This window comes from Hoeflea sp., from assembly GCF_039975035.1.
GTDB lineage: Bacteria > Pseudomonadota > Alphaproteobacteria > Rhizobiales > Rhizobiaceae > Hoeflea.
This window is the reverse complement of sequence record NZ_JBDWHW010000126.1, coordinates 22,806-43,492: the sequence shown is the minus strand read 5'-3', so window position 1 is coordinate 43,492 and position 20,687 is coordinate 22,806. Positions and strand designations below refer to the sequence as shown.

Below are 20,687 nucleotides of genomic sequence, written 5' to 3'. Positions count from 1 at the left end.
CCACGATGTGATCGATGCCGGCGAAGACCGCGTTTGTCGGATCGTATTCCACCCATCCGGCGCTTGGTCCACACCAGGCCGAAACCCAGGCATGCATGGCATCGGCGCCTTCAAGCCGCTCCTTGCCCGGCGGCGGCAGGGTGCGCAGGTATCCGCTGACATAGCCCGAGGGAATGCCGAGGCTCCTGAGTGCCACGATCATAATGTGGGTGAAGTCCTGGCAGACGCCATGCCGTGCCGCGAAGGCCTCTGCGGCAGGCGTATCCACTGTGGTCGCCTCGGCATCGAACCGCATTTCCCGGTGCAGCGCCTGGCCCAGCGTGGCGACAATGTCCGCGGTCTGCCGGCCTGGCTGCAGGTGGGACCGGGCCCAGCGGGCGATTGCGGTATCGGGTGGCGCATAGGGAGAGGCGGCGAGAAAATGCTGGGGCGAACGGGATCCAAGATCCGTTACAGCGTCCAACGCCCTGGCGAGCTCGGGTAGATCCGGCGATTCCGATCGGGGCGCTGCGCCGCCGATCACTTCGACCCTGGCCTTCAGCGCAATGATGATATCGTTGTGTGGCTCGTTAAATGCCAGTTCGGTCAGGGAATTGCCAAAAAAATCCAGACGGTACTGGCGCATGGCCGGTTGCGGCTCGATATGAATGCCGCCGGCGATCAGGCGTTGCCGGCCTTCAATGGCAAGCGGCATCACATGCAGGATCTGGCGCGCGCCGGCAGCCGGCGTTTCGAAGATATAATCGATGGTCAGCTTGATATCGTAACGCATCGCCATCAATCGAGATATTGAGCTTGAATGTCGTTGGTCAGGCGCGCAATTGCCTGTTGAAGTTCAACCAGTTGGGGCTGATCGAGAGTTTGCGGCGTGTGAACGGAAAGGTCAGCATGAATCCTCACGATCGCGCGGGACAGGTCTGACAATTGCCCGTTGACATCGGCACCCGGCAACAGGCTGACCTGATCGCGAATTTCGTTGATATGAAAGGCGATCGATCGTGGATTGAGCGGATCCAGCGCCAGCAGATCCACGATCGTATCGCGGCTGGCGGTGACCGAATAACGCCGCCGGTGGGTCATGACGCTGTCGCCAACCTCGACGCAAAGTTCAAAGCCGCCATGGGGGCCGGTCCATTCGCCGAAGGTGGCGAGCAGATCAGCCATTGCAATGGCGCGCTCGAGCGACCGACCGATGGTCAGGAACCGCCAGCCGCTGAAGCGGTACATGTTTTCATGCACAAGGCCGGAAAAGCCGGTGATCTTTCGCAGCAAAACACCCATCGCGGACGCCGAGTCCTCTCCGGGAACGATGGTTTTGCGCATGTTGGCCACCGTGCGTTCCAGGTCTGCCAGCGACGCCCAGGCATCGACCGAGAACCGGTCGCGAACCTGATTGGCGGAATTCACAGCAAGCCCGATTGTCTTCTCGACGGCCGGGCAAACCCCCTCCGACATGTCGAGGCCATGATCATCCAGATAGGTTTCGAGCGCGGTCATCAACGGCGTTCCGCCGGCCGGCGTTTCCGCCAGCCTGCTCATGTAGGCCCGGGTCAGGCGCATCTGGCCCTCGGCCCGCTCGACATAACGGCCGAGCCAGAAGAGATTGTCGGCGGCCCGGCTGGGCAACAACCCCGGCGAGGCCCGCACGAACACCTCACCTGATTTCGTCAGCATGGAATCTTCCGGCACCTTGGTGTCGGACACGACCCAGACATCGGCCACCGAGCCGCCGCTGCTGATCGAAACCGCCGACGGATCCTGACCGGATGCAGCCAGCCGGGCAAAACCACCGGGCATCAGCTGCCAGCCGTCGCGGGTGCGGGCCATGAACACCCGGACGCGCATCGGCCTCGGCGTCAACCGGCCGTCCTCCCATGTCGGCGTGGTCGACAGCGAGACCAGTTCCTGGCCAACCAGATTGCGCCCTTCCACCTCAAGCCAGGCTGCCAGTTCAAGACCGGTTTGAGACATGTCGCCTCTGAGCACCGCGCCGGCATCAGGCTCCAGCGGAAGCCGGGTGGAATTGGCCGATCCGATCAGCATCGCGTGGGCGTTGTCACGCACATGGGCGCGCTCCGCCTCGCCACCGCACCACCAGGTGGCAATGTTGGGAACAGCCAGCGGCTTGCCGTGCAGCACCTTCGACAATTGCGGCATGAAAGCAAGAAAAGCCCGGCTTTCGAGAACACCGGCGCCAAGCGCATTGATCATGGTCACGCCCTGGGAGCGGACCGCGCCGAGAAGCCCCGGCGTTCCAAGATGGGAACTCGCCATGAGTTCAAGCGGATCAGCCCATGCTGCGTCGAGCCGGCGCCACAACACGCTGATGGGTTTGGGGCCGGAGACCGTTCGCACCATCAACCTGCCATTGTCGACCACCAGATCGTCGCCCTCGAGCAGCATCATGCCGAGATAGCGTGCGATGTAGGCATGCTCGAAATAGGTGTCGTTCATCGGACCGGGCGTCAGAATTCCGATGCGGCTGTCATCCTCACGGCGCAGGGAGATGAGCCCGTCACGGAAAGCGCGGAAGAACCCGGCCAGACGCTCGACATTCGAGCCGGTGTAGAATCCGGGAAACGACCTGACTGATGCCACGCGATTTTCGAGAGCGTAACCGGCGCCGGATGGCGCCTGGGTCCGGTCGCCCAGGACCCACCAGCCGCCATCAGGTCCGCGGCCGATTTCGAATGCGAGGAAATGCAGAAAATGGCCCGATGCCGGTTTCACTCCGATCAACGGACGCAGCCATTCAGGATTGGACGCAATCACACCGGCAGGTAGATGACCTTCGGCGACCAGACGATTTTCGCCATAAAGATCAGCGACAACCTCCTCAAGCAGATCAGCCCGTTCGGCCAGACCAGCGGCCAAAGCCTTCCATTCACTCGCCGGCTGGATCACCGGTACCGGGCTCAGCGGCCAGTCCCGCGGGCTTTTGCCATCGCCGTACTGGCGCACGAAGACGCCGGCGTCACGCAGATACTGGGCGCCGCGGGCGAAGCTGCGCTCACGCTCATCTCGACTTAAGCCGTCCAGATGGCCGATCAGATTGGCCCATGCCGGCCTGATACTGCCGGACTCCGACAGCAATTCATCGGGAACACCCGGCACCACCGCATAGTCCGCCAGAATTGGCGGCCGGTGCCTTCGCGAAGCCATGGCTGAACCCGGCACGGCTCAGATTCCCGGTTTTCGGCGCAAATCAAGCGTAAAGGGAAACTCCGCATGCGGAGTTTCAGGCACAGGCATCGACGCGCCGGGCGTATGGCCACGATGCTCGAAACGGGCAAGCCTGCGCGCTTCGGCCTCGTTGCCGTTGACCGGGAACGTGTCATAGTTACGGCCACCGGGATGGGCGACATGGTAGACACATCCGCCCAGCGGCTTGCCCGACCAGGTATCGAAAATATCGAAGGTCAGGGGCGCGTTGACGGGCAGCACCGGATGCAGCGCCAGTGCGGGCTGCCAGGCCTTGTAGCGAACGCCGCCAACAGATGTTCCCGATTGGCCGGTCGCGGCCAACGGCACCGGCCGACCATTGCAGGCCACCAGATAGCGCGATGGATCAGCGGTCTCGAGCTTGACCTGCAAACGTTCGACCGAACTGTCGGTGTAGCGGACCGTTCCACCGATCGCACCGGTTTCGCCGAGCACATGCCACGGCTCGAGCGCCTGACGCAGTTCCAGCCGGACGCCCTCATAGGTGACCTCGCCGCAGAACGGAAAGCGGAACTCGGCCTGCGCCTCGTACCATTCCGACCGGAGATCAAATCCGTGATCACGCAGATCGCGCAGCACATCGAGGAAATCCTGCCAGATGAAATGTGGCAGCATGAACCGGTCGTTGAGCGTCGTGCCCCAGCGGGTGAAGCGTCCGGTGGCAGGGGCCTGCCAGAACCGTGCGATCAGCGCACGGATCATCACCTGCTGAGCCAGGCTCATGCGCGGCTCCGGCGGCATCTCGAAGCCACGGAATTCAACCAGGCCGAGACGGCCGGTCGTGCCATCGGGCGAATAGAGCTTGTCGATGCAGATTTCTGCCCGGTGGGTGTTGCCGGTGACATCGGTCATGAGATTGCGCAGCAGGCGATCCACCAGCCAGGGCAATGGCGGCGAACCGGCATCAGGATGCGGGATTTGTTCCAGCGCCATCTCGAGCTCATAGAGATTGTCGTGACGGGCTTCATCGATCCGCGGGGCCTGGCTGGTCGGGCCGATGAACAAGCCGGAAAACAGATAGGAAAGGCTGGGATGACGCTGCCAGTGCAGGATCAGGCTGGCCAGCATATCGGGACGACGCAGAAACGGGCTGTCGAGCGGCGTTGCGCCGCCGACGACGACGTGATTGCCGCCGCCGGTGCCGGTGTGGCGTCCGTCGATCATGAACTTGTCAGCCCCGAGCCGGGTCTGGCGCGCCTCCTCGTAAACGCCTTCCGTGATCGCCTTGCATTCCTTCCAGTCAGTCGCCGGATGGACATTGACCTCGATAACGCCCGGATCGGGGGCGACCCGGATGACGTTGAGGCGCGGATCATGCGGCGGGCCGTAGCCCTCGATATGAACCTTCAGGCCGAGCTTGTCCGCGGCGGTTTCAGCGGCTGAGACCAGTTCGAGATAATCCTCCACCTTCTCAACCGGCGGCATGAACACGCAAAGCCGGCCATCGCGCGGTTCGACAGAGATCGCCGTGCGCACGGCGCCATCCAGATCGCCAAGCTTCTGTTCCACAAGCTGCTGTGTGGCTTCGGCAGCCGTGAACTGGGCCACTGGCTGTGAAGCAGCTTCCGCGGCCCGGGAATCAGCCAATGCATCGGAGAACGCCTTGGCCGCGGTTGCGGGATCAGGCAGATCTCCGCGCGGCTCTGTGGGATCAGCCGGATTGACAAACGGATAGGACGATTCCGGCACATGCGGCAGAGATCCGAGCGGCAGGCGATAGCCGACCGGACTGTCGCCGGGTACGAGGAATACATGACCACGCCGGGTTTTCCATTTCTCAGAACGCCAGCCATGCGCGGCGGCCTTGGACTGCCAGCGCTGAACCGGCAGCACGAAGCCTGAGGGTGTCGCCAGTCCTCGGCCGAACACGGTTGCAATCCGGTGACGCTCCTCAGCATCTTCCAGCTTGGAATTGTCCGGTGTCACATTGTCGGGAAGATTGCCTTCCTTGAGGATCCATTCTGCCGGATCCTCGTAAGCGGCGACAACGTGATCGTCTTCAATCCCCAGATTGCCGGCAATTTCTGCAAGCAACTGCTTGGCAGTCTCGGGGCTGGCCTGACCGGTATCCTTGCCTTCATCGGCAATGAGTTCGGGATTGTGCCAGATCGGCTTGCCGTCGCGCCGCCAATAGAGCGAAAAGGTCCAGCGCGGCAGGGTTTCGCCGGGGTACCACTTGCCTTGCCCGTAATGCAGGAAGCCACCCGGAGCAAAGCGTTTGCGCAACCTGCGGATCAGCTTGTCGGCGGCCTCGCGCTTTTGCGGACCGACGGCGGCGGTGTTCCATTCCTCGCTTTCGAAATCGTCGATGGATACGAAAGTCGGTTCGCCGCCCATGGTCAGCCGGACATCGCCAGCCTGGAGTTTGGCGTCGATCTCATGGCCGAGCGCGTCAAGTGCTGCCCAGGATTCCTGGTTGAACGGTTTGGTGATGCGCGGATGCTCCGCCATCCGTTCGACACGCATGTCGAAAGCGAAATCGACCTCGGCATAGCTGGCCAGACCGGAAATCGGCGCGGCATTGCGATAGTGCGGCGTCGCGGCCAGCGGAATGTGGCTTTCGCCAGTGAGCAATCCCGACGTCGGATCGAGCCCGATCCAGCCCGCGCCGGGGAGATAGACCTCGGCCCAGGCATGCAGATCGGTGAAATCATGATCGGTACCGGGCGGACCATCGATTGCCACCAGATCAGGCTTGAGCTGGATCAGATAACCCGAGACAAAGCGCGCGGCGAAACCCAGGTGTCTGAGGATCTGGACCAGCGTCCAGCTGGTGTCGCGACACGAGCCCTTGCCGGTCTGGAAGGTTTCTTCGGGCGTCTGCACACCCGGCTCCATACGGATGACATAGCCGATTTCATTGGCAAGCCGGGCATTGAGCCCGACGACAAAATCCACCGTCCGCGCCTGATCGCGCGGAACCGTCTGCATGAATGCCGCCAGGCGCGGCCCGGCGGGCTCGGGCGTGCGGTAGATCACCAGATCCGGTTCGATATCCTCGGGATATTTGAACGGCCAGGTTTCGGCCGACTCCTCGACGAAGAAGTCGAACGGGTTGTAGACCGTCATGTCGGCGACCAGATCCACCTCGATCTTCAGTTCCATTACCGGATCGGGGAACACATATCGCGCCATCCAGTTTCCATAAGGATCCTGCTGGTAATTGACGAAATGTTCTTTGGGACTGATCTTGAGAGAGTGCGACACCACCCTCGTCCGGCTGTGCGGCGCCGGTCTGAGGCGTATGATTTGCGGACCGAGAGTAACCGGACGGTCGTATTTGTAGTGGGTCAGGTGGTGAACGCTTGCCAGAATCGACATGGGGTGTATCCGTTGATCGGGCTGCCTTGCGGCAGCGCGCACAATGCATTGCCTGCCCTGTCATGTCCACCGCCCTTGGTGCAGTGCACAAAAAATCCCCTCGGGAGGCCGCCTGCACCCAACCGGGCCGGGTTGGGATGGGCCGGGCCGGATTGTTTCACCCGGTCAGACGTCAAAGGGCAGGCGCATCGGGGATGACCCGGCGCACCCGCCCTTCACAATTGGCTTGTCTGCCGACAGATGTCAGGCGGCGAGCTCGCCTTCTTCGTCGAGCAAGGAATCAAGATCGAGATGAGAGATCATCGACTTGTCCTTGGCGATGATCGCCGTGGTCATTCTCTGAACTTCGGTCGCACCGACTTCAGGAACATTCTGGATCTCGTCTTCGCTCACCGTGACCATGTCGGACACGTTGTCGACCAGAAGGCCAACCAGTTGTCCGCGAATGCTGGCGACGATGATCGCGGAGCGTTCGGTCGGGTTGATGGCTTCAAGTCCAAGCCGCAGCGCCATGTCGATGACCGGAATCACCGTTCCACGCAGATTGATGACGCCCAGAACGTGGCGCGGCGCATGGGCCAGAGGCGTGGCCGGCGCCCAGCCGCGAATTTCCCTGACCGCCATGATGTTCACGCTGAACACCTGTTCGCCGAGGAAAAACGAAATGATTTCCAGACCTGAAGTCTTGTTGGCGGTTTGCGTATCGCTCATCGTACCCTCGCTTTAAATTGGCCCACCGGTACAGAACGGGTTCTGCATCGGGTCCGGCCTGTCCGGTGTTAAATGTATAAACAGGCGGCACGCCCGATGAACCTTCATGTGCCGGGCACGGACCCAGTCCGCGCATGGGTAAAGTCTCATGCCGGAAGCCAGCGCCAATTCCCATGACACGAGCTAAACATGTTTTCGTTAAGAATGCGAAAACAAGCCATCACAGAAATCAGTTATTTACTGGGTCCGGACAATAACAGGTGAGATTATGTCATGTCAGGAAACACCGAATGCGCACGGGTCGTTCCGTTTGACTGGCGAAGCTAGCCGTGGGCCTGGTGACGACCCCAATCGCCTGGCCGATCAGTCGCGACAGGCCGGGCATTTTTACATCGCCGAAATTAACGAGATCTGCGCCCGAACCGATATCGCGCCAAGCAGGACCCGCCCGGCGCGACATGGTTCAAGATCCAATGCTTGTCCCTGATCAGCTCAAGGCTTCGGCTTGCGTTTCAACCCACCCTTGCCGCCATCGGCTGCGGTAACGCGCTTGGTGACGTCGGCGAGCGGGTTTTTCGCACCTTTACGGTGCGGTTTGGCGGGCTTTGCACCCGGCTTGAGATCAGCTTTGAAGCCCGGCTTGTCGCGCTTGGGCTTCTTGTCCTTGGCAAATGGCGGCTTGTCCGAACCCGCATCGGAGACTGCGGCGGCGGCCTTGCCGGGTTTGGCCGACTTGGCTGCCTCAGGCTTCGACTTGACTTTTCCAGGCTTTGGCGCCGGGGCCACGTCATCATAAGGCCAGCTACCGGCGCCGGCCGCAGGCGGGGCGTCCTCGCGGGCCGAAGGCTTCTTGTCGGCGTAGGCATCGTGACGCGGCGGGCGGTCATTTCGCTTCTTGCCGCCGGTAAACGGTCGCTTCTTGGCGTAGTCCGGCTTTGCTTTTTCGCGCGGATGATAATCATCGCCGGATCGATCAGGCCGGTCGGCGCGCGGGCCGCTGTCTTCACGCGGAGCCCGCGAGACATCCGCATCGACGGATCTGGCCGGGCGCTGTGTCCGCGCCGGTGCCTGGGGCACGCCATCGAGGCGGGTCACCGTGACATTTTTCTCGATCTTGCGCGTCGGCCCGATTTCAGCCTCGAATTTCGCCACTGCCGCCCCGGCGATCTCGACGTGTGTCTCCAGATCATGAATGCGGATGGAGCCGATTTCCGTCTTGGTTATATGGCCGGCGCGACACAGCATCGGCAGCAGCCAGCGCGGCTCGGCCGATTGCTTGCGGCCCAGCGACAAGGAAAACCAGACAGCATCCTTGATCGCCACATGTTCGCGCGGCGCCCGCTCGGCATAGGTGCCGCCGGGGGCTGCAACAGGGCCGTCGTCAATCAATTCCTCGGGCGAAGACCGCGTGCCCCGGTGCATGCGTATCAGCGCCGCGGCGACCTTTTCCGGACCGTGCCGCTCGAGCAGGGCGGAAACCATTGCGGTTTCGTCCTCGCCGACTTCTGCCTGGAAGGACGCGTCTTCCATCAGGCGCTCGTCATCGCGAGCGAGAATTTCAACAGCGGACGGCGGGCGGGCCCAGGCGGCGGCAATGCGGGCGTCGGACAACAGCCTTTCGGTGCGGCGACGTGCATTGTAGGGCACGATCAGCGCGGAAACGCCCTTGCGCCCGGCGCGACCGGTGCGGCCTGACCGGTGCAGCAAACCTTCCGGGTTCTTCGGCAGATCCGCGTGAATGACCAGCTCCAGATCCGGCAGATCAAGTCCGCGGGCCGCGACATCGGTCGCCACGCAGACCTTCGCCCGGCCATCGCGCAAGGCCTGCAGAGCGTGGGTGCGCTCGTTCTGACTCAGTTCGCCCGACAGTGCCACGACCGAAAAGCCGCGGTTGGAAAAGCGCGCGGTCAGATGGTTGACGGTGGCGCGTGTGCTGCAGAACACGATGGCGTTCTTGGCATCGTAGTAGCGCAGCACGTTGATGACGGCGTTTTCACGGTCATTGGGAGCAACCGAGAGCGCACGGTATTCGATGTCGAGATGCTGCTTCTGATCGCCAGCCGTGGTGACCCGAACTGCCTTGTTCTGATAGCGCTTGGCCAGGTTGGCGATGCCGGCGGGCACGGTTGCCGAGAACATCAGGGTGCGGCGCTGGTCGGGCGCGGCATCCAGAATGAACTGGAGATCATCGCGGAAGCCCAGATCGAGCATTTCATCGGCTTCATCGAGTACGACGGCGCGAATGGCCGAGAGGTCCAGCGATCCGCGTTCGATGTGATCGCGCAACCGGCCAGGCGTTCCCACCACGATATGTGCCCCGCGTTCCAGCGTGCGCCGTTCGGTCATCATGTTCATGCCGCCAACGCAGGTGGCGATGCGCGCGCCGGCTTCACCGTAGAGCCATGCCAGTTCACGCTCGACCTGCATGGCCAGTTCGCGTGTCGGCGCGATCGCCAGAGCCAGCGGCGCACCGGCGCGCGGCAGCGTTTCGTCTTCCCCCAACAGCGTTGGCGCCAGCGAAATCCCGAAGGCCACGGTCTTGCCGGATCCGGTCTGAGCGGAAACCAGAAGGTCTGCATCGCGCAGCTCGGGCGCAAGCACCGCTTCCTGGACGGGAGTGAGCGTTTCATAGCCGCGTTTTGCCAGCGCTCGGGCTAACGCCGGCTGGATGGTCGCAAGGTCTGTCATGTCGGATCTTTCGGACTTCGTGTTTGAGCCCGCTCATTCGGGCGCCGTGCGGGGCGAATGAGCGGCTACGGCTTTTCGGCTTCATAAAGCACAATCGAGCAATAAGAAACGGGGCCAAGCAAGAAAATTGCCCGACGATACATCCGCTCAAGGCCTGCAGGCAGCCTGTCCGGCTTTGTTGTTCGCGCACGAGGCTTGCGAAAGAACCCCGCCAATACCATCAATCCAAAAGCAAAAACGGCACAATGGACTGCATTGCCGAACGCCGCGATGCAGATGGATGTGCACACATCGGGTCGGCCAGGCCCTATCGTAGGCTTGAAAACAAATGCCCCATGATGACAGCGTATGGCTTCACCTAGTGGTGCGATCCTGACAGATGGTTCCCATCTGTCAGGAGAAATCGCCCCACCAAATCAATAGCTTGTGGGCTGACTGTTCGAAACAGATGGGTATCATCTGTTTCGGTCAGACCACTAGCGGGTGTAATGACGGCAAACCGCCGCAAACCGGTCTGTCGTCGCGATCAGACAGGCAATGCGCCAGTCAGGTTGACTTGATTCAAACGACATCTTGCAATTTCATTTTCATCAAGTATTCTTGATATATTGATTTTCAAAACCAACCGACAGCCAGGCCGCGGCCCGCAAGCCGTCGAACCGGACCCACGACCAGCGAGGCGATCATGACCGAAAAAGTCTATAATGTGTTGTTTCTGTGCACCGGCAACTCCGCCCGATCTATTATTGCGGAAGCGATTATGAACCGCGCCGGACAGGGCCGCTTCAAGGCCTATTCGGCCGGCTCGCAGGCCAAGGGCGAAGTCCATCCCTACACGCTGGACCTGCTTCGACAACTGAACTACGACACGAGCTTCGCGCGCTCGAAGAACTGGGATGAATTTGCCCGGCCGGACGCCCCGCATCTGGATTTCGTCTTCACCGTCTGTGACAATGCGGCCAATGAATCCTGCCCTGTCTGGCCCGGACAACCGATGAGCGCCCATTGGGGCGTGCCGGATCCGGCTGCAGCCGAGGGAACCGAGGCCGAAAAACGTCTCGCATTCTCGGATGCATACCGGATGATGGACGCACGGATTTCGATTTTCACCAATCTGCCGCTGGCGAGCATCGATCAGATGGCGCTGCAAAAGCGTCTCGACGCCATTGGCAGCGCACGGGATCTCGACAGTAGCGGATGAACCCATCCGGCGGCCCGGCAAGACCGCGCCGCGGCTCCGTTTGACAAGTCCCGGAACACTCCCGGGAACCAAGGCGGATGTTAGGCGTTAATATGGCATGAAAAAGATTGCCATCATATCAACTGCTTCTGTCCTCGCTCTGGGCGCGGTCGCCATTGCCGCCGACGCGGACGGAATCTCTCACCTGGCAGCCTTGAACGGTTTTGCCTCCAGCTATTCGGCACAACCGGTTCAAGTCTCCCAAAGCGCGGGCTCCGGCAACCAGACCGGTGTGCGCCATATTCGGATCGTGTCACCCGGCGTGGAGATTGCGACCTCCTGCAGCAAGGCAAATTGGCCGTATTACCCTCCGCAGTGTCTGCAGAATACCGGATCGATGGATCTGTGATGCCGCAATTGCGGCGGCGGTAAACCGAACGCCGGTTGATCGCCTGGCAGGGATGGCGCCAGCCGGATTGGGCGGACCCGCTCCCTGCTGTCGGAAATCGGCAAACTGGGATCTAACCCGTTGTCAGCCGTCACGAATGCTGGTTGTCTGGGGCATGGCCTTTACGCTTCGCCAATTGCAGTATTTCGTCGCCGTCGCCGCCCAGGGTACCGTCTCCGGGGCCGCGCAAAATCTGTCGATTTCCCAGTCGGCGGTCACCGAAGCGATCAAGGAGCTTGAAGGCGATCTGGGCGTCGAGTTGTTTGATCGTCATTCGCGCGGGCTGACAATCACCCACAAGGGTCACCAGTTTCTTCGCCACGCGACCAAGATCCTTTCCGATGTGTCCGACGCGCGGCGCACCTTCTCCGATGAAAAAGAAAACCTGACCGGTACGCTCAATCTGGGGGTGACCTCGCTGGTGGCCGGCTATGTGCTGTCTGATCTGCTGGCGCGCTACCGCCGGGCCTTTCCCGGCGTTACGGTTTCGGCGATCGAGGACAATGGCGATTATCTCGAACATCTGCTGATCGGCGGCGAACTTGATGTCGCAGTGATCGTGATCTCCAATTTGCGCAATCGGATGGCGCTGCAAACCGAGATCCTGGAGGTTTCTCCCTACCGGCTGTGGCTGCCGCTCGGTCATCGGCTGGCGTCTGCTGAAAGCATTACGGTCGCAGATGTGGCAGAAGAACCGGTGATCATGCTGACCATTGACGAAATCGAGGAAAGCACCGGAAAACTGCTCAGCGCCATTGGCTCGCGTCCGAAGATCGCCTTCCGGACAAGATCCGTGGAAGCCGTGCGCAGCCTGGTTGCCACCGGTGCAGGTGTGGCGCTGTTGCCGGATCTTGTCTACAGGCCATGGTCGCTGGAAGGCGACCGGATCGAAAGCCGCGATGTATCAGGCAGCCTGCCGATGGTGCAGGTCGGCGTGGCCTGGCGGCGTGGCAGCCAGATGACGCAGGCCGCACGCGATTTCATTGACCTTTCTCAGGCGCAGAGAGCGATACGTCAGCGCTGATATAGGTATCGATTTTTCCGATATCATAATTCTGATAAAAGTATTTGCGCACCCAGACTGGCCGTATCACTGTTGGCTCCCGACGCTGACCGTTATTCTGGCGGTCACCAACGGTGGGAGCTCAAGCACATGAAAAAGATCTTCAATACATGCACGGCGATGGCGCTGGCGCTTTCGGTCATGGCGCCGGGATTTGCCTCGGCGGAAATGATGACCGAAGTCGGACCCGGCGAAGGTCAGGTCAACATCGTCGCCTGGGCTGGCTATATCGAGCGCGGCGAAACCGACAAGGCCTTCGACTGGGTGACCAAATTCGAGGAAGCCTCGGGCTGCAAGGTCAACGTCAAGACCGCCAACACATCCGACGAGATGGTGGCGCTGATGAACGAAGGCGGTTTCGATCTGGTCACCGCGTCTGGCGACGCATCGCTGCGGCTGATCGCCGGCAAGCGCGTGCAGCCGATCAACACTGATCTCATTCCGTCCTGGTCGACGGTCGATGACCGCCTCAAGGATGCCCCCTGGCACACAGTTGACGGCGTTCACTACGGCACTCCCTATATGTGGGGCCCGAATGTGCTGATGTACAACACAGAAACATTCAAGGAAGCGCCGACCTCATGGAACGTGGTGTTTGAAGAAATGGACCTGCCCGATGGCAAGACCAACAAGGGCCGGGTCCAGGCCTATGATGGTCCGATCCACATTGCCGACGCCGCACAGTACCTGATGTTCCACAAGCCGGAGCTGGGCATCAAGAGCCCTTACGAGCTCAATGAAGCCCAGTACAAGGAAGCGCTTGACCTGCTGCGTGTGCAGCGAACGCTGGTTGGCCGCTACTGGCATGACGCTTTCATCCAGATCGACGACTTCAAGAACGAAGGTGTCGTGGCTTCGGGTTCGTGGCCTTTCCAGGTCAATCTGCTGCAGGCCGACAAGGTGCCGGTGGCTTCCACCATTCCTCAGGAAGGTGCCACGGGCTGGGCCGACACCACGATGATGCATGCAGATGCGGCCAATCCAAACTGCGCCTACAAGTGGATGGAACATTCGCTGGCCTCCAACCTGCAGTCCGATCTCTCGGTCTGGTTTGGCGCCAACCCTTCGGTTCCTGCCGCGTGCACCGATGGCCGTGGCATGCAGACCGCCGAAGGTTGCACCGCCAACGGACTGGATGACTTTGACAGGATCAATTTCTGGACCACTCCGGTTTCGAAATGCGAAAGCCAGGACGAATGCGTGCCCTATTATCGCTGGGTCTCTGACTATATCGGCGTCATCGGCGGTCGCTGAACCGGCCATACTACCGAACCAAGCCAACATCTCCCTCCCGTGACTTTGGGGAGGGAGACCGGCGCTTCGCTACCCCCTCACGATGCCCCCGGTGGGCCGGTGCCGCTTCGAGGGCACATCAGGACTGATCTGGATTTTCCATGCCGTATGCCGTCTCATTCCAGCAGGTCTCCCGTCATTTCGGGAGCGTTCGCGCCGTCGACGCCGTCGATCTGGAGATCGCGCCTGGCGAGTTCTTCGCCATGCTCGGTCCGTCGGGTTCCGGCAAGACGACCTGCCTGCGGCTGATCGCGGGTTTCGAGCAGCCGACGGCCGGGCATATCGAGATATTCGGAGAAACGGCCGAAGGCGTGCCGCCCTACCGGCGCAACGTCAACACGGTGTTTCAGGACTATGCGCTGTTTCCGCATCTCAACGTGGCGGACAATGTGGCCTACGGGCAGATGATCCGCGGCGTTGGCAAGGCTGAACGTTTGCGCGAGGCCGAGGCCGCGCTCGAGATGGTCAAACTGCCCGGTTACGGCGCGCGCAAGCCGGGGCAATTGTCTGGCGGCCAGAGACAGCGCGTGGCGCTTGCCCGGGCGCTGGTCAACAAGCCCAAGGTTCTGTTGCTTGATGAACCTCTCGGCGCGCTTGATCTCAAGCTGCGCGAGCAGATGCAGGAAGAACTGAAAGTTCTGCAGAAGGCGCTCGGCATCACCTTCGTGTTTGTCACCCATGATCAGGGCGAAGCGCTGTCGATGGCTGACCGGATCGCGGTTTTCAACGAAGGCCGGATCATGCAGACCGGCACGCCCGAAGATATCTACAGGCGTCCGAAGACCCGTTTCGTGGCCGATTTCGTTGGTTCCTCCAACGTGTTGCCCCCTGAATTCACCCAGCGGCTGGGCGGACCGGCCGAATGGGCAAGCCTCCGGCCCGAAGACATCCGTCTCGGCACGGATACCGGCCATGAGGCCCGCGTCACCGGGACGAGCTTTCTGGGCAGCGCAACGCGGGTGACGCTCAATGTGGCGGGCCAAAGCCTCAACGTGCTGTTGCCTTCCGGCGCGCAAGTGCCGGATCAGGACGCCAGCATCCGGTTTTCCTGGGAGCCTTCTGCGCTACATCTGATGGGGGCGGATGCATGAGCGCCGCAACCGTCCAGTCTGCCGCCATTTTGCCCGGGCGAGGCGGTCTGGGAGGCGCATTGTCGGACGCGTTCTGGCGCAATCCGAAGCTCCTGCTGTTTTTAATGCTGACACCGCCGCTGCTGTGGCTCGGGGTGATTTATCTCGGAAGCCTGTTCGCCCTTCTGATTCAGAGCTTCTTCTCGATTGATGAGTTCTCCGGCATGGTGGTTCGAGAGTTCACCCTGAAAACCTATGGCGAACTGCTGCGCCCCTCCAATCTCGACATCATCGTCCGCACCGTCACCATGGCGGCGATGGTGACCATTGCTTCGGCGATCATTGCGTTTCCTATCGCCTATTTCGCGGCGCGCTACGCCAAGGGACGCTGGAAGGCTGTGTTTTACCTCGGGGTGATGTTGCCCTTGTGGTCGAGCTATCTGGTCAAGATCTATGCCTGGAAGCTGATCCTGGCCAAGGAAGGCATCCTGACCTGGGTGCTGGAAAAGTTTCATCTGAATTTTGTTGTCGACGCCTGGCTTTCCCTGCCGGTTGTCGGCGGCAATTCCCTGTCCGTCAGCCCGACAGGGACGTTTCTGGTTTTCGTCTATGTCTGGCTGCCGTTCATGATCCTGCCGATGCAGGCAGCGCTCGAGCGGGTTCCAGGCAACCTTCTGGAAGCTTCCGCCGATCTTGGCGCCTCGCCCGGTCAGACATTCCGCAATGTGCTGCTGCCGCTGGCATTGCCGGGCGTGATTGCCGGTTCGATCTTTACCTTCTCGCTGACGCTCGGCGATTACATCATCCCGCAGATCATCGGCACCTCGCACCTGTTCATCGGCATGGCGGTCTATGCGCATCAGGGGACAGCGGGCAATATTCCGCTGGCGGCAGCGTTTACCGTGGTGCCCGTGGTGATCATGGGGATCTATTTGTGGCTGGCCAAACGCGCGGGAGCCTTCAATGCGCTCTGATCGTCAAACCGGCACGCCGATGGGTCTGAAGATCGCCGCTGGCGTCGGCCTCGCCTTCCTGCATCTGCCGATCCTGCTGATCTTTCTTTATGCGTTTACCACCGAGGAAAAGAGCTACCAGTTCCCTCCCCCCGGGCTGACGCTGAAATGGTTCGCGGTGACCTGGAACCGGCCAGATGTCTGGGAAGCGCTGGGACTGTCGGTGCGGGTCGCGACGATCTCGACCGCCGTGGCGCTGACGCTTGGCACGCTGTGCGCGGCTGCGATCTCGCAGACCAGGTTTTTCGGACGCGAGGCGATTTCGCTGCTGGTCATCCTGCCGATCGCCCTGCCCGGCATCATCACCGGCATTTCGTTGCGCTCGGCCTTCAATCTCGCCGAAATCCCGTTTTCGTTCTGGACCATCGTTCTGGGCCACGCCACCTTCTGCGTCGTTGTGGTCTACAACAACGCGGTGGCGCGCTTCCGGCGGATGCAGGGCTCGCTGATCGAGGCCTCGATGGATCTCGGCGCCGACGGGTTCCAGACCTTTCGTCATGTCATCCTTCCCAATATCGGAACGGCGCTGCTGGCCGGCGGCATGCTGGCTTTCGCGCTGTCGTTTGACGAGGTGATCGTCACCACCTTTACCGCCGGCCAGCAGGCCACGCTGCCGATCTGGATGCTTGAAGAACTGGTCAGGCCGCGCCAGCGCCCGGTCACCAATGTGGTGGCAATGGTCGTCGTGCTGGTCACCTTCCTGCCCATTCTTGCCGCCTACTACCTGACCCGGGACGGAGACCAGATCTCCGGACAGGGCAAATAACTCACGGGAGAAACGCCATGGACACCCAAATGCTGATCGGCAACCGGTTTGAAGCCGGGACCGAAGCCGAAGAGAAGATTTTCAATCCGCGCACCGGCGAGACCATTCTCAATCTTCCCGAAGCCTCCTCAATCCAGATCGAGGCTGCAGTCAATGCAGCAGAGAAAGCGTTTGCCACCTGGTCGCGGACCACGCCTGCAGAGCGCTCCGGGTATCTGCTCAAGATCGCCGACCGGATCGAAGCCGAAGCTGACGGGTTCGCAGCACTCGAGGCGCTCAATTGCGGCAAACCGATCAATGCAGTGAAGAATGACGAGATCCCGGCAATCGTCGATTGCTACCGGTTCTTCGCCGGCGCCGTACGTTGCATGCCCGGCCAGGCGGCTGGCGAATACATGGAGGGCCATACTTCCATGGTGCGCCGTGATCCAATCGGCATCATCGCCTCCATTGCGCCCTGGAACTACCCGTTGATGATGATGGCGTGGAAGCTGGCACCGGCGATCGGCGGCGGCAACACCGTGGTCTTCAAACCCTCCGAACAGACACCGCTGACCTCGTTGAAGTTCGCCAAGATCCTGGCCGACATCCTGCCTGAAGGCGTCGTCAACGTCATTCTGGGCCGCGGCGAAAGCGTCGGCAATGCGCTAATCAACCACCCCAAGATCAGCATGGTCTCGATCACCGGCGATGTCGCCACCGGCAAGAAGGTGCTGCAGGCGGCGGCCAAATCGGTCAAGCGTACGCATCTGGAACTGGGCGGCAAAGCGCCGGTCATCGTGTTCGATGATGCTGATCTGGATGCAGTGGTCGATGGGCTCCGCGCTTTCGGCTACTACAATGCCGGACAGGATTGCACCGCAGCCTGCCGGATTTATGCCGGACCGAAGATCTACGAAAAGCTGGTCGACAGGCTTTCGGCGGCGGTATCGACCATCAAGTATGATCAGGCGGATGACGCGGACAACGAGATCGGCCCGCTGATCTCCAAACGGCAGCGCGACCGGGTGGCAAGCTTTGTTGAGCGCGCCACCGAAATGAAACACATCGAAGTCGCAACAGGTGGCAAGCCGGGTGACGGAAACGGATTTTACTACCAGCCGACACTGATCGCGGGTGCCCTGCAATCGGATGAAATCGTCCGCCGGGAAGTGTTCGGCCCCGTGGTATCCGTGACCCGGTTCTCCGATGCCGAAGAGGCCGTCACCTGGGCCAATGATTCCGAATACGGTCTGGCCTCCTCTGTCTGGACAAAGGATATCTCCAAGGCGATGACCTGTGCTGCGCGGCTGCAATATGGCTGCACCTGGATCAACACCCACTTCATGCTGGTCAACGAGATGCCGCATGGCGGCATCAAGCAGTCAGGTTATGGAAAGGACATGTCGCTTTACGCCCTTGAAGATTACACCGCAGTGCGGCACGTAATGATCGCCCACGGCTAACTGGACTTATATCCAACTCCGGGGCGGACTTGACCGTCCCGGAACGATGCTGCAAAGCCGGTGGAGAGCGGTCGAGATCAGGGCCATCAATAACCGGAGACTGTCATGGCGCATCCGCATTTTGTCATCACAATAGCCTGCGCTGATCAGCCGGGCATTGTTGCAGCAATCACCACCGAACTTGCGGCGATCGGCGCCAATATCGCTGAATCCAGCCAGTTCTGGGATCGTCAGACCAACCGCTTTTTCATGCGGATTGCAATTGAAACACCGGACGGCGTTGATGCGCAGGCCATCAAACGGTGCCTTCAGGCACCGATAGCACGGTTTGAACTGCGGCTCGACATCAATGAAGTGGCCAAGCGCCCGAAGATCATCATCATGGTGTCGAAATTCGACCACGCTCTGCTGCACCTGATTTATCAGATCCGCGTCGGCTGGCTGGACGCCGAGGTGGTGGCAATCGTCTCCAATCACGAGGACAGCCGCAGAACCGCGGAAATCGAAGGCATTCCGTTCCACCACTGGCCTGTAACCAAGGACACCAAGGCGGACCAGGAAGAAAAGCTGCTGGAGCTTGCCACCAAAAGCGGCGCGGATCTGGTGATCCTTGCGCGCTACATGCAGGTTCTGTCGAATGCACTTTCGCGACGGCTGTTCGGCAAGGTGATCAATATTCACCACTCGTTCCTGCCAAGCTTCAAGGGCGCCAAACCCTATCACCAGGCGCATGAGCGCGGCGTCAAGCTGATCGGTGCTACCGCGCACTACGTCACCGCCGATCTCGATGAAGGCCCGATCATCGAACAGGAAACCGAGCGCGTGAGCCATTCCATGACTGCCGATGACTTCGTCGCCGCCGGTCGGGACATCGAGGCACGGGTTCTGGCCCGAGCCGTGAAGATGCATCTGGAATCGCGTGTCATGCTCAACGGCCACAAGACCGTGGTGTTTGGATAGTTTGCCGTGAACTGGGACGATATCAGGGTTTTTCTGGCTGTCGCCCGTGCCGGGCAGATTCTGGCAGCTGCGAAACGGCTGGGAATCAACCACGCCACCGCGGCAAGGCGGATCACATCGCTTGAAACCGCGCTCGGCGCGCAACTGGTGGTCCGCCGCACCAATGGTTGCGGGCTGACCGGGGAAGGCGAAGCCTTTCTGGCCCATGCCGAGCGCATGGAAGCCGAGATGCTGGCGGCGCAGGCCAATCTCGGGCGCACCGACAGCGCGATATCCGGCACGGTGCGGATCGGTGCACCGGACGGTTTCGGGGTTTCCTTCCTGGCGCCGCGGCTTGGCGCCCTGATTGCCAGGCATCCCGATCTGCGGCTTCAACTGGTTCCGGTTCCGCGCAGCTTCTCATTGCCGCAACGCGAGGCCGATATCGCCATCACGGTCGAACGCCCGGCCGAGGGGCGACTGGTGGCGCGCAAGCTGGTTGATTATTCGTTGTCGCTGTATGCATCACGCTCCTATATCGACCAGCACGGCACACCCAAAAACACGGACGATCTCAAGCAGCATCGCCTGATCAGTTACGTGGAAGACCTGATTTTCTCGCCTTCTCTGCAGTTCACCCGCGAAATCCTGCGCAACTGGACGGCGCAGTTCGAGATATCGAGCGCCACCGGGCAAACCGAAGCCGTACGCTCCGGCGCCGGCATTGCTGTTTTGCATGATTACATCGCCGCGCTGGATCCGGATCTGGTCCGGTTGCTGCCCGAAAACCGCATCGCGCGATCCTACTTCATGGTCTATCATGAATCAGCGCGCGACCTGGCGCGGGTGCGTACCGTGGCGGATCACATCTCGACCGTTGCGCAAGAGCACAAGGCCTATTTCTTTCCGTTAGAAAGATAGGACCTCCCCGCCACAAACATGTGCCGCGGGGAGCAGCAATGCCGCCATGCCTGGGTACGAATATAATCGGTCGGATAGGCAGGCATCGTCGCAAAATCGCTGCCAAGACCCCTGATTGCCATGCGGTCCGCCATGCCGCGACGGTCCGGAAACCAGCGTAAAAAGATCGAGACCGGCGAGACATAACCCAGCCCCAAACCGCAGCCTCCGAGCACATCATACCCCAGATACAGCAGCCAGAGCTGGTGGGTCGTGGTGCCGACACCGCCGACCAGCAAACCAGTCCATTGCAGCGACGGATTGAGATGGGGAAGGTGTGCCAGTTTCCAAGCTGTCCGCAGCAAGGGAGATTACTGTGGTGGGACGCAGCAAGCCCGGAAAAACAAAACGCCTGCCGGGCAAGACCCGACAGGCGTTTGTACTTCGTCGCAACATCCGGACCGGTGCTTGGGAGGAGGATCCCGGTGCAGAGCATCACGACTACTGCCATGCCGAATTGGGAGGAGGAGGAGTTCGGCGTGGCGTTGAAACAAATATGGTGCAGTTCATGCTGCATTGCAATAGGAATTTTCAAATTTCTTTATCTGTTGATAAATTTTCTTAAGTT

16 protein-coding genes and 1 pseudogene are annotated in these 20,687 nt (G+C 60.8%); 11 read left to right on the top strand and 6 right to left on the bottom strand.

Annotated features, from left to right (window positions below; genetic code table 11):
• From ABJN75_RS10780 to ABJN75_RS10760, 5 genes are all read right to left on the bottom strand, one after another.
• Window positions 1-772, bottom strand: a 772-nt coding sequence (locus ABJN75_RS10780) for a transglutaminase family protein (RefSeq protein WP_348439546.1), incomplete at its 3' end; no start/stop codon positions are given.
• A 5-nt stretch (window positions 773-777) separates the two neighbouring features.
• The gene (locus ABJN75_RS10775) at window positions 778-3,162 is read right to left on the bottom strand and encodes a circularly permuted type 2 ATP-grasp protein (protein WP_348439544.1); all 2,385 of its coding nucleotides are present in this window, start codon (window positions 3,160-3,162) and stop codon (window positions 778-780) included.
• 18 nt (window positions 3,163-3,180) lie between these two features.
• Complete coding sequence (locus ABJN75_RS10770) at window positions 3,181-6,543, bottom strand: transglutaminase family protein (RefSeq protein WP_348439542.1); 3,363 nt, start codon at window positions 6,541-6,543, stop codon at window positions 3,181-3,183.
• A 243-nt stretch (window positions 6,544-6,786) separates the two neighbouring features.
• Window positions 6,787-7,254: a chemotaxis protein CheW gene (locus tag ABJN75_RS10765; RefSeq protein WP_348439540.1), complete on the bottom strand. Its 468-nt coding sequence runs from the start codon at window positions 7,252-7,254 to the stop codon at window positions 6,787-6,789.
• Window positions 7,255-7,746: 492 nt separating this feature from the next.
• A complete protein-coding gene (locus tag ABJN75_RS10760) occupies window positions 7,747-9,942 on the bottom strand; it encodes a DEAD/DEAH box helicase (protein WP_348439538.1) in 2,196 nt (731 codons plus the stop codon).
• A 685-nt stretch (window positions 9,943-10,627) separates the two neighbouring features.
• Here ABJN75_RS10760 and ABJN75_RS10755 point away from each other — a divergent pair.
• The 10 genes from ABJN75_RS10755 (at window position 10,628) to ABJN75_RS10710 (ending at window position 20,080) form a co-directional block, all read left to right on the top strand.
• The gene (locus ABJN75_RS10755; protein ID WP_348439536.1) at window positions 10,628-11,143 is read left to right on the top strand and encodes an arsenate reductase ArsC; all 516 of its coding nucleotides are present in this window, start codon (window positions 10,628-10,630) and stop codon (window positions 11,141-11,143) included.
• Window positions 11,144-11,240: 97 nt separating this feature from the next.
• Window positions 11,241-11,531, top strand: a complete 291-nt coding sequence (locus tag ABJN75_RS10750; RefSeq protein ID WP_348439534.1) for a hypothetical protein — start codon at window positions 11,241-11,243, stop codon at window positions 11,529-11,531.
• 154 nt (window positions 11,532-11,685) lie between these two features.
• A complete protein-coding gene (locus ABJN75_RS10745; protein ID WP_348439550.1) occupies window positions 11,686-12,594 on the top strand; it encodes a LysR substrate-binding domain-containing protein in 909 nt (302 codons plus the stop codon).
• 129 nt (window positions 12,595-12,723) lie between these two features.
• Window positions 12,724-13,887, top strand: coding sequence for an ABC transporter substrate-binding protein (locus ABJN75_RS10740; protein ID WP_348439532.1), 1,164 nt, complete (start codon window positions 12,724-12,726; stop codon window positions 13,885-13,887).
• Between the two features lie 140 nt (window positions 13,888-14,027).
• On the top strand, window positions 14,028-15,017 hold the full coding sequence (locus ABJN75_RS10735; RefSeq protein WP_348439530.1) for an ABC transporter ATP-binding protein: 990 nt from the start codon (window positions 14,028-14,030) through the stop codon (window positions 15,015-15,017).
• On the top strand, window positions 15,014-15,970 hold the full coding sequence (locus ABJN75_RS10730; protein ID WP_348439528.1) for an ABC transporter permease: 957 nt from the start codon (window positions 15,014-15,016) through the stop codon (window positions 15,968-15,970). The genes ABJN75_RS10735 and ABJN75_RS10730 overlap by 4 nt, the downstream gene beginning before the upstream one ends.
• A complete protein-coding gene (locus ABJN75_RS10725) occupies window positions 15,960-16,775 on the top strand; it encodes an ABC transporter permease (protein ID WP_348439526.1) in 816 nt (271 codons plus the stop codon). Before ABJN75_RS10730 ends, ABJN75_RS10725 begins: the two co-directional genes overlap by 11 nt.
• 17 nt (window positions 16,776-16,792) lie before the next feature.
• On the top strand, window positions 16,793-18,220 hold the full coding sequence (locus ABJN75_RS10720; RefSeq protein ID WP_348439524.1) for a gamma-aminobutyraldehyde dehydrogenase: 1,428 nt from the start codon (window positions 16,793-16,795) through the stop codon (window positions 18,218-18,220).
• Window positions 18,221-18,325: 105 nt separating this feature from the next.
• On the top strand, window positions 18,326-19,180 hold the full coding sequence (gene purU, locus ABJN75_RS10715) for a formyltetrahydrofolate deformylase (RefSeq protein WP_348439522.1): 855 nt from the start codon (window positions 18,326-18,328) through the stop codon (window positions 19,178-19,180).
• A 6-nt stretch (window positions 19,181-19,186) separates the two neighbouring features.
• Window positions 19,187-20,080: a LysR family transcriptional regulator gene (locus ABJN75_RS10710; RefSeq protein ID WP_348439520.1), complete on the top strand. Its 894-nt coding sequence runs from the start codon at window positions 19,187-19,189 to the stop codon at window positions 20,078-20,080.
• A 107-nt stretch (window positions 20,081-20,187) separates the two neighbouring features.
• Here the strand turns inward: ABJN75_RS10710 and ABJN75_RS10705 are convergent.
• Window positions 20,188-20,361 (bottom strand): annotated as a pseudogene (locus tag ABJN75_RS10705) (MFS transporter); the annotation flags it as partial.
• 77 nt (window positions 20,362-20,438) lie between these two features.
• Here ABJN75_RS10705 and ABJN75_RS10700 point away from each other — a divergent pair.
• Complete coding sequence (locus tag ABJN75_RS10700; protein ID WP_348439518.1) at window positions 20,439-20,684, top strand: hypothetical protein; 246 nt, start codon at window positions 20,439-20,441, stop codon at window positions 20,682-20,684.
• Window positions 20,685-20,687: the final 3 nt, after the last annotated feature.

Excerpts from the sequence above, each read along its gene's own strand:
- ABJN75_RS10775 (WP_348439544.1), bottom strand. The coding sequence starts at position 3,162 with ATGGCTTCGCGAAGGCACCGGCCGCCAATTCTGGCGGACTATGCGGTG.
- ABJN75_RS10770 (WP_348439542.1), bottom strand. The coding sequence starts at position 6,543 with ATGTCGATTCTGGCAAGCGTTCACCACCTGACCCACTACAAATACGAC.
- ABJN75_RS10765 (WP_348439540.1), bottom strand. The coding sequence starts at position 7,254 with ATGAGCGATACGCAAACCGCCAACAAGACTTCAGGTCTGGAAATCATT.
- ABJN75_RS10760 (WP_348439538.1), bottom strand. The coding sequence starts at position 9,942 with ATGACAGACCTTGCGACCATCCAGCCGGCGTTAGCCCGAGCGCTGGCA.
- ABJN75_RS10755 (WP_348439536.1), top strand. The coding sequence starts at position 10,628 with ATGACCGAAAAAGTCTATAATGTGTTGTTTCTGTGCACCGGCAACTCC.
- ABJN75_RS10750 (WP_348439534.1), top strand. The coding sequence starts at position 11,241 with ATGAAAAAGATTGCCATCATATCAACTGCTTCTGTCCTCGCTCTGGGC.
- ABJN75_RS10745 (WP_348439550.1), top strand. The coding sequence starts at position 11,686 with ATGGCCTTTACGCTTCGCCAATTGCAGTATTTCGTCGCCGTCGCCGCC.
- ABJN75_RS10740 (WP_348439532.1), top strand. The coding sequence starts at position 12,724 with ATGAAAAAGATCTTCAATACATGCACGGCGATGGCGCTGGCGCTTTCG.
- ABJN75_RS10735 (WP_348439530.1), top strand. The coding sequence starts at position 14,028 with ATGCCGTATGCCGTCTCATTCCAGCAGGTCTCCCGTCATTTCGGGAGC.
- ABJN75_RS10730 (WP_348439528.1), top strand. The coding sequence starts at position 15,014 with ATGAGCGCCGCAACCGTCCAGTCTGCCGCCATTTTGCCCGGGCGAGGC.
- ABJN75_RS10725 (WP_348439526.1), top strand. The coding sequence starts at position 15,960 with ATGCGCTCTGATCGTCAAACCGGCACGCCGATGGGTCTGAAGATCGCC.
- ABJN75_RS10720 (WP_348439524.1), top strand. The coding sequence starts at position 16,793 with ATGGACACCCAAATGCTGATCGGCAACCGGTTTGAAGCCGGGACCGAA.
- purU (WP_348439522.1), top strand. The coding sequence starts at position 18,326 with ATGGCGCATCCGCATTTTGTCATCACAATAGCCTGCGCTGATCAGCCG.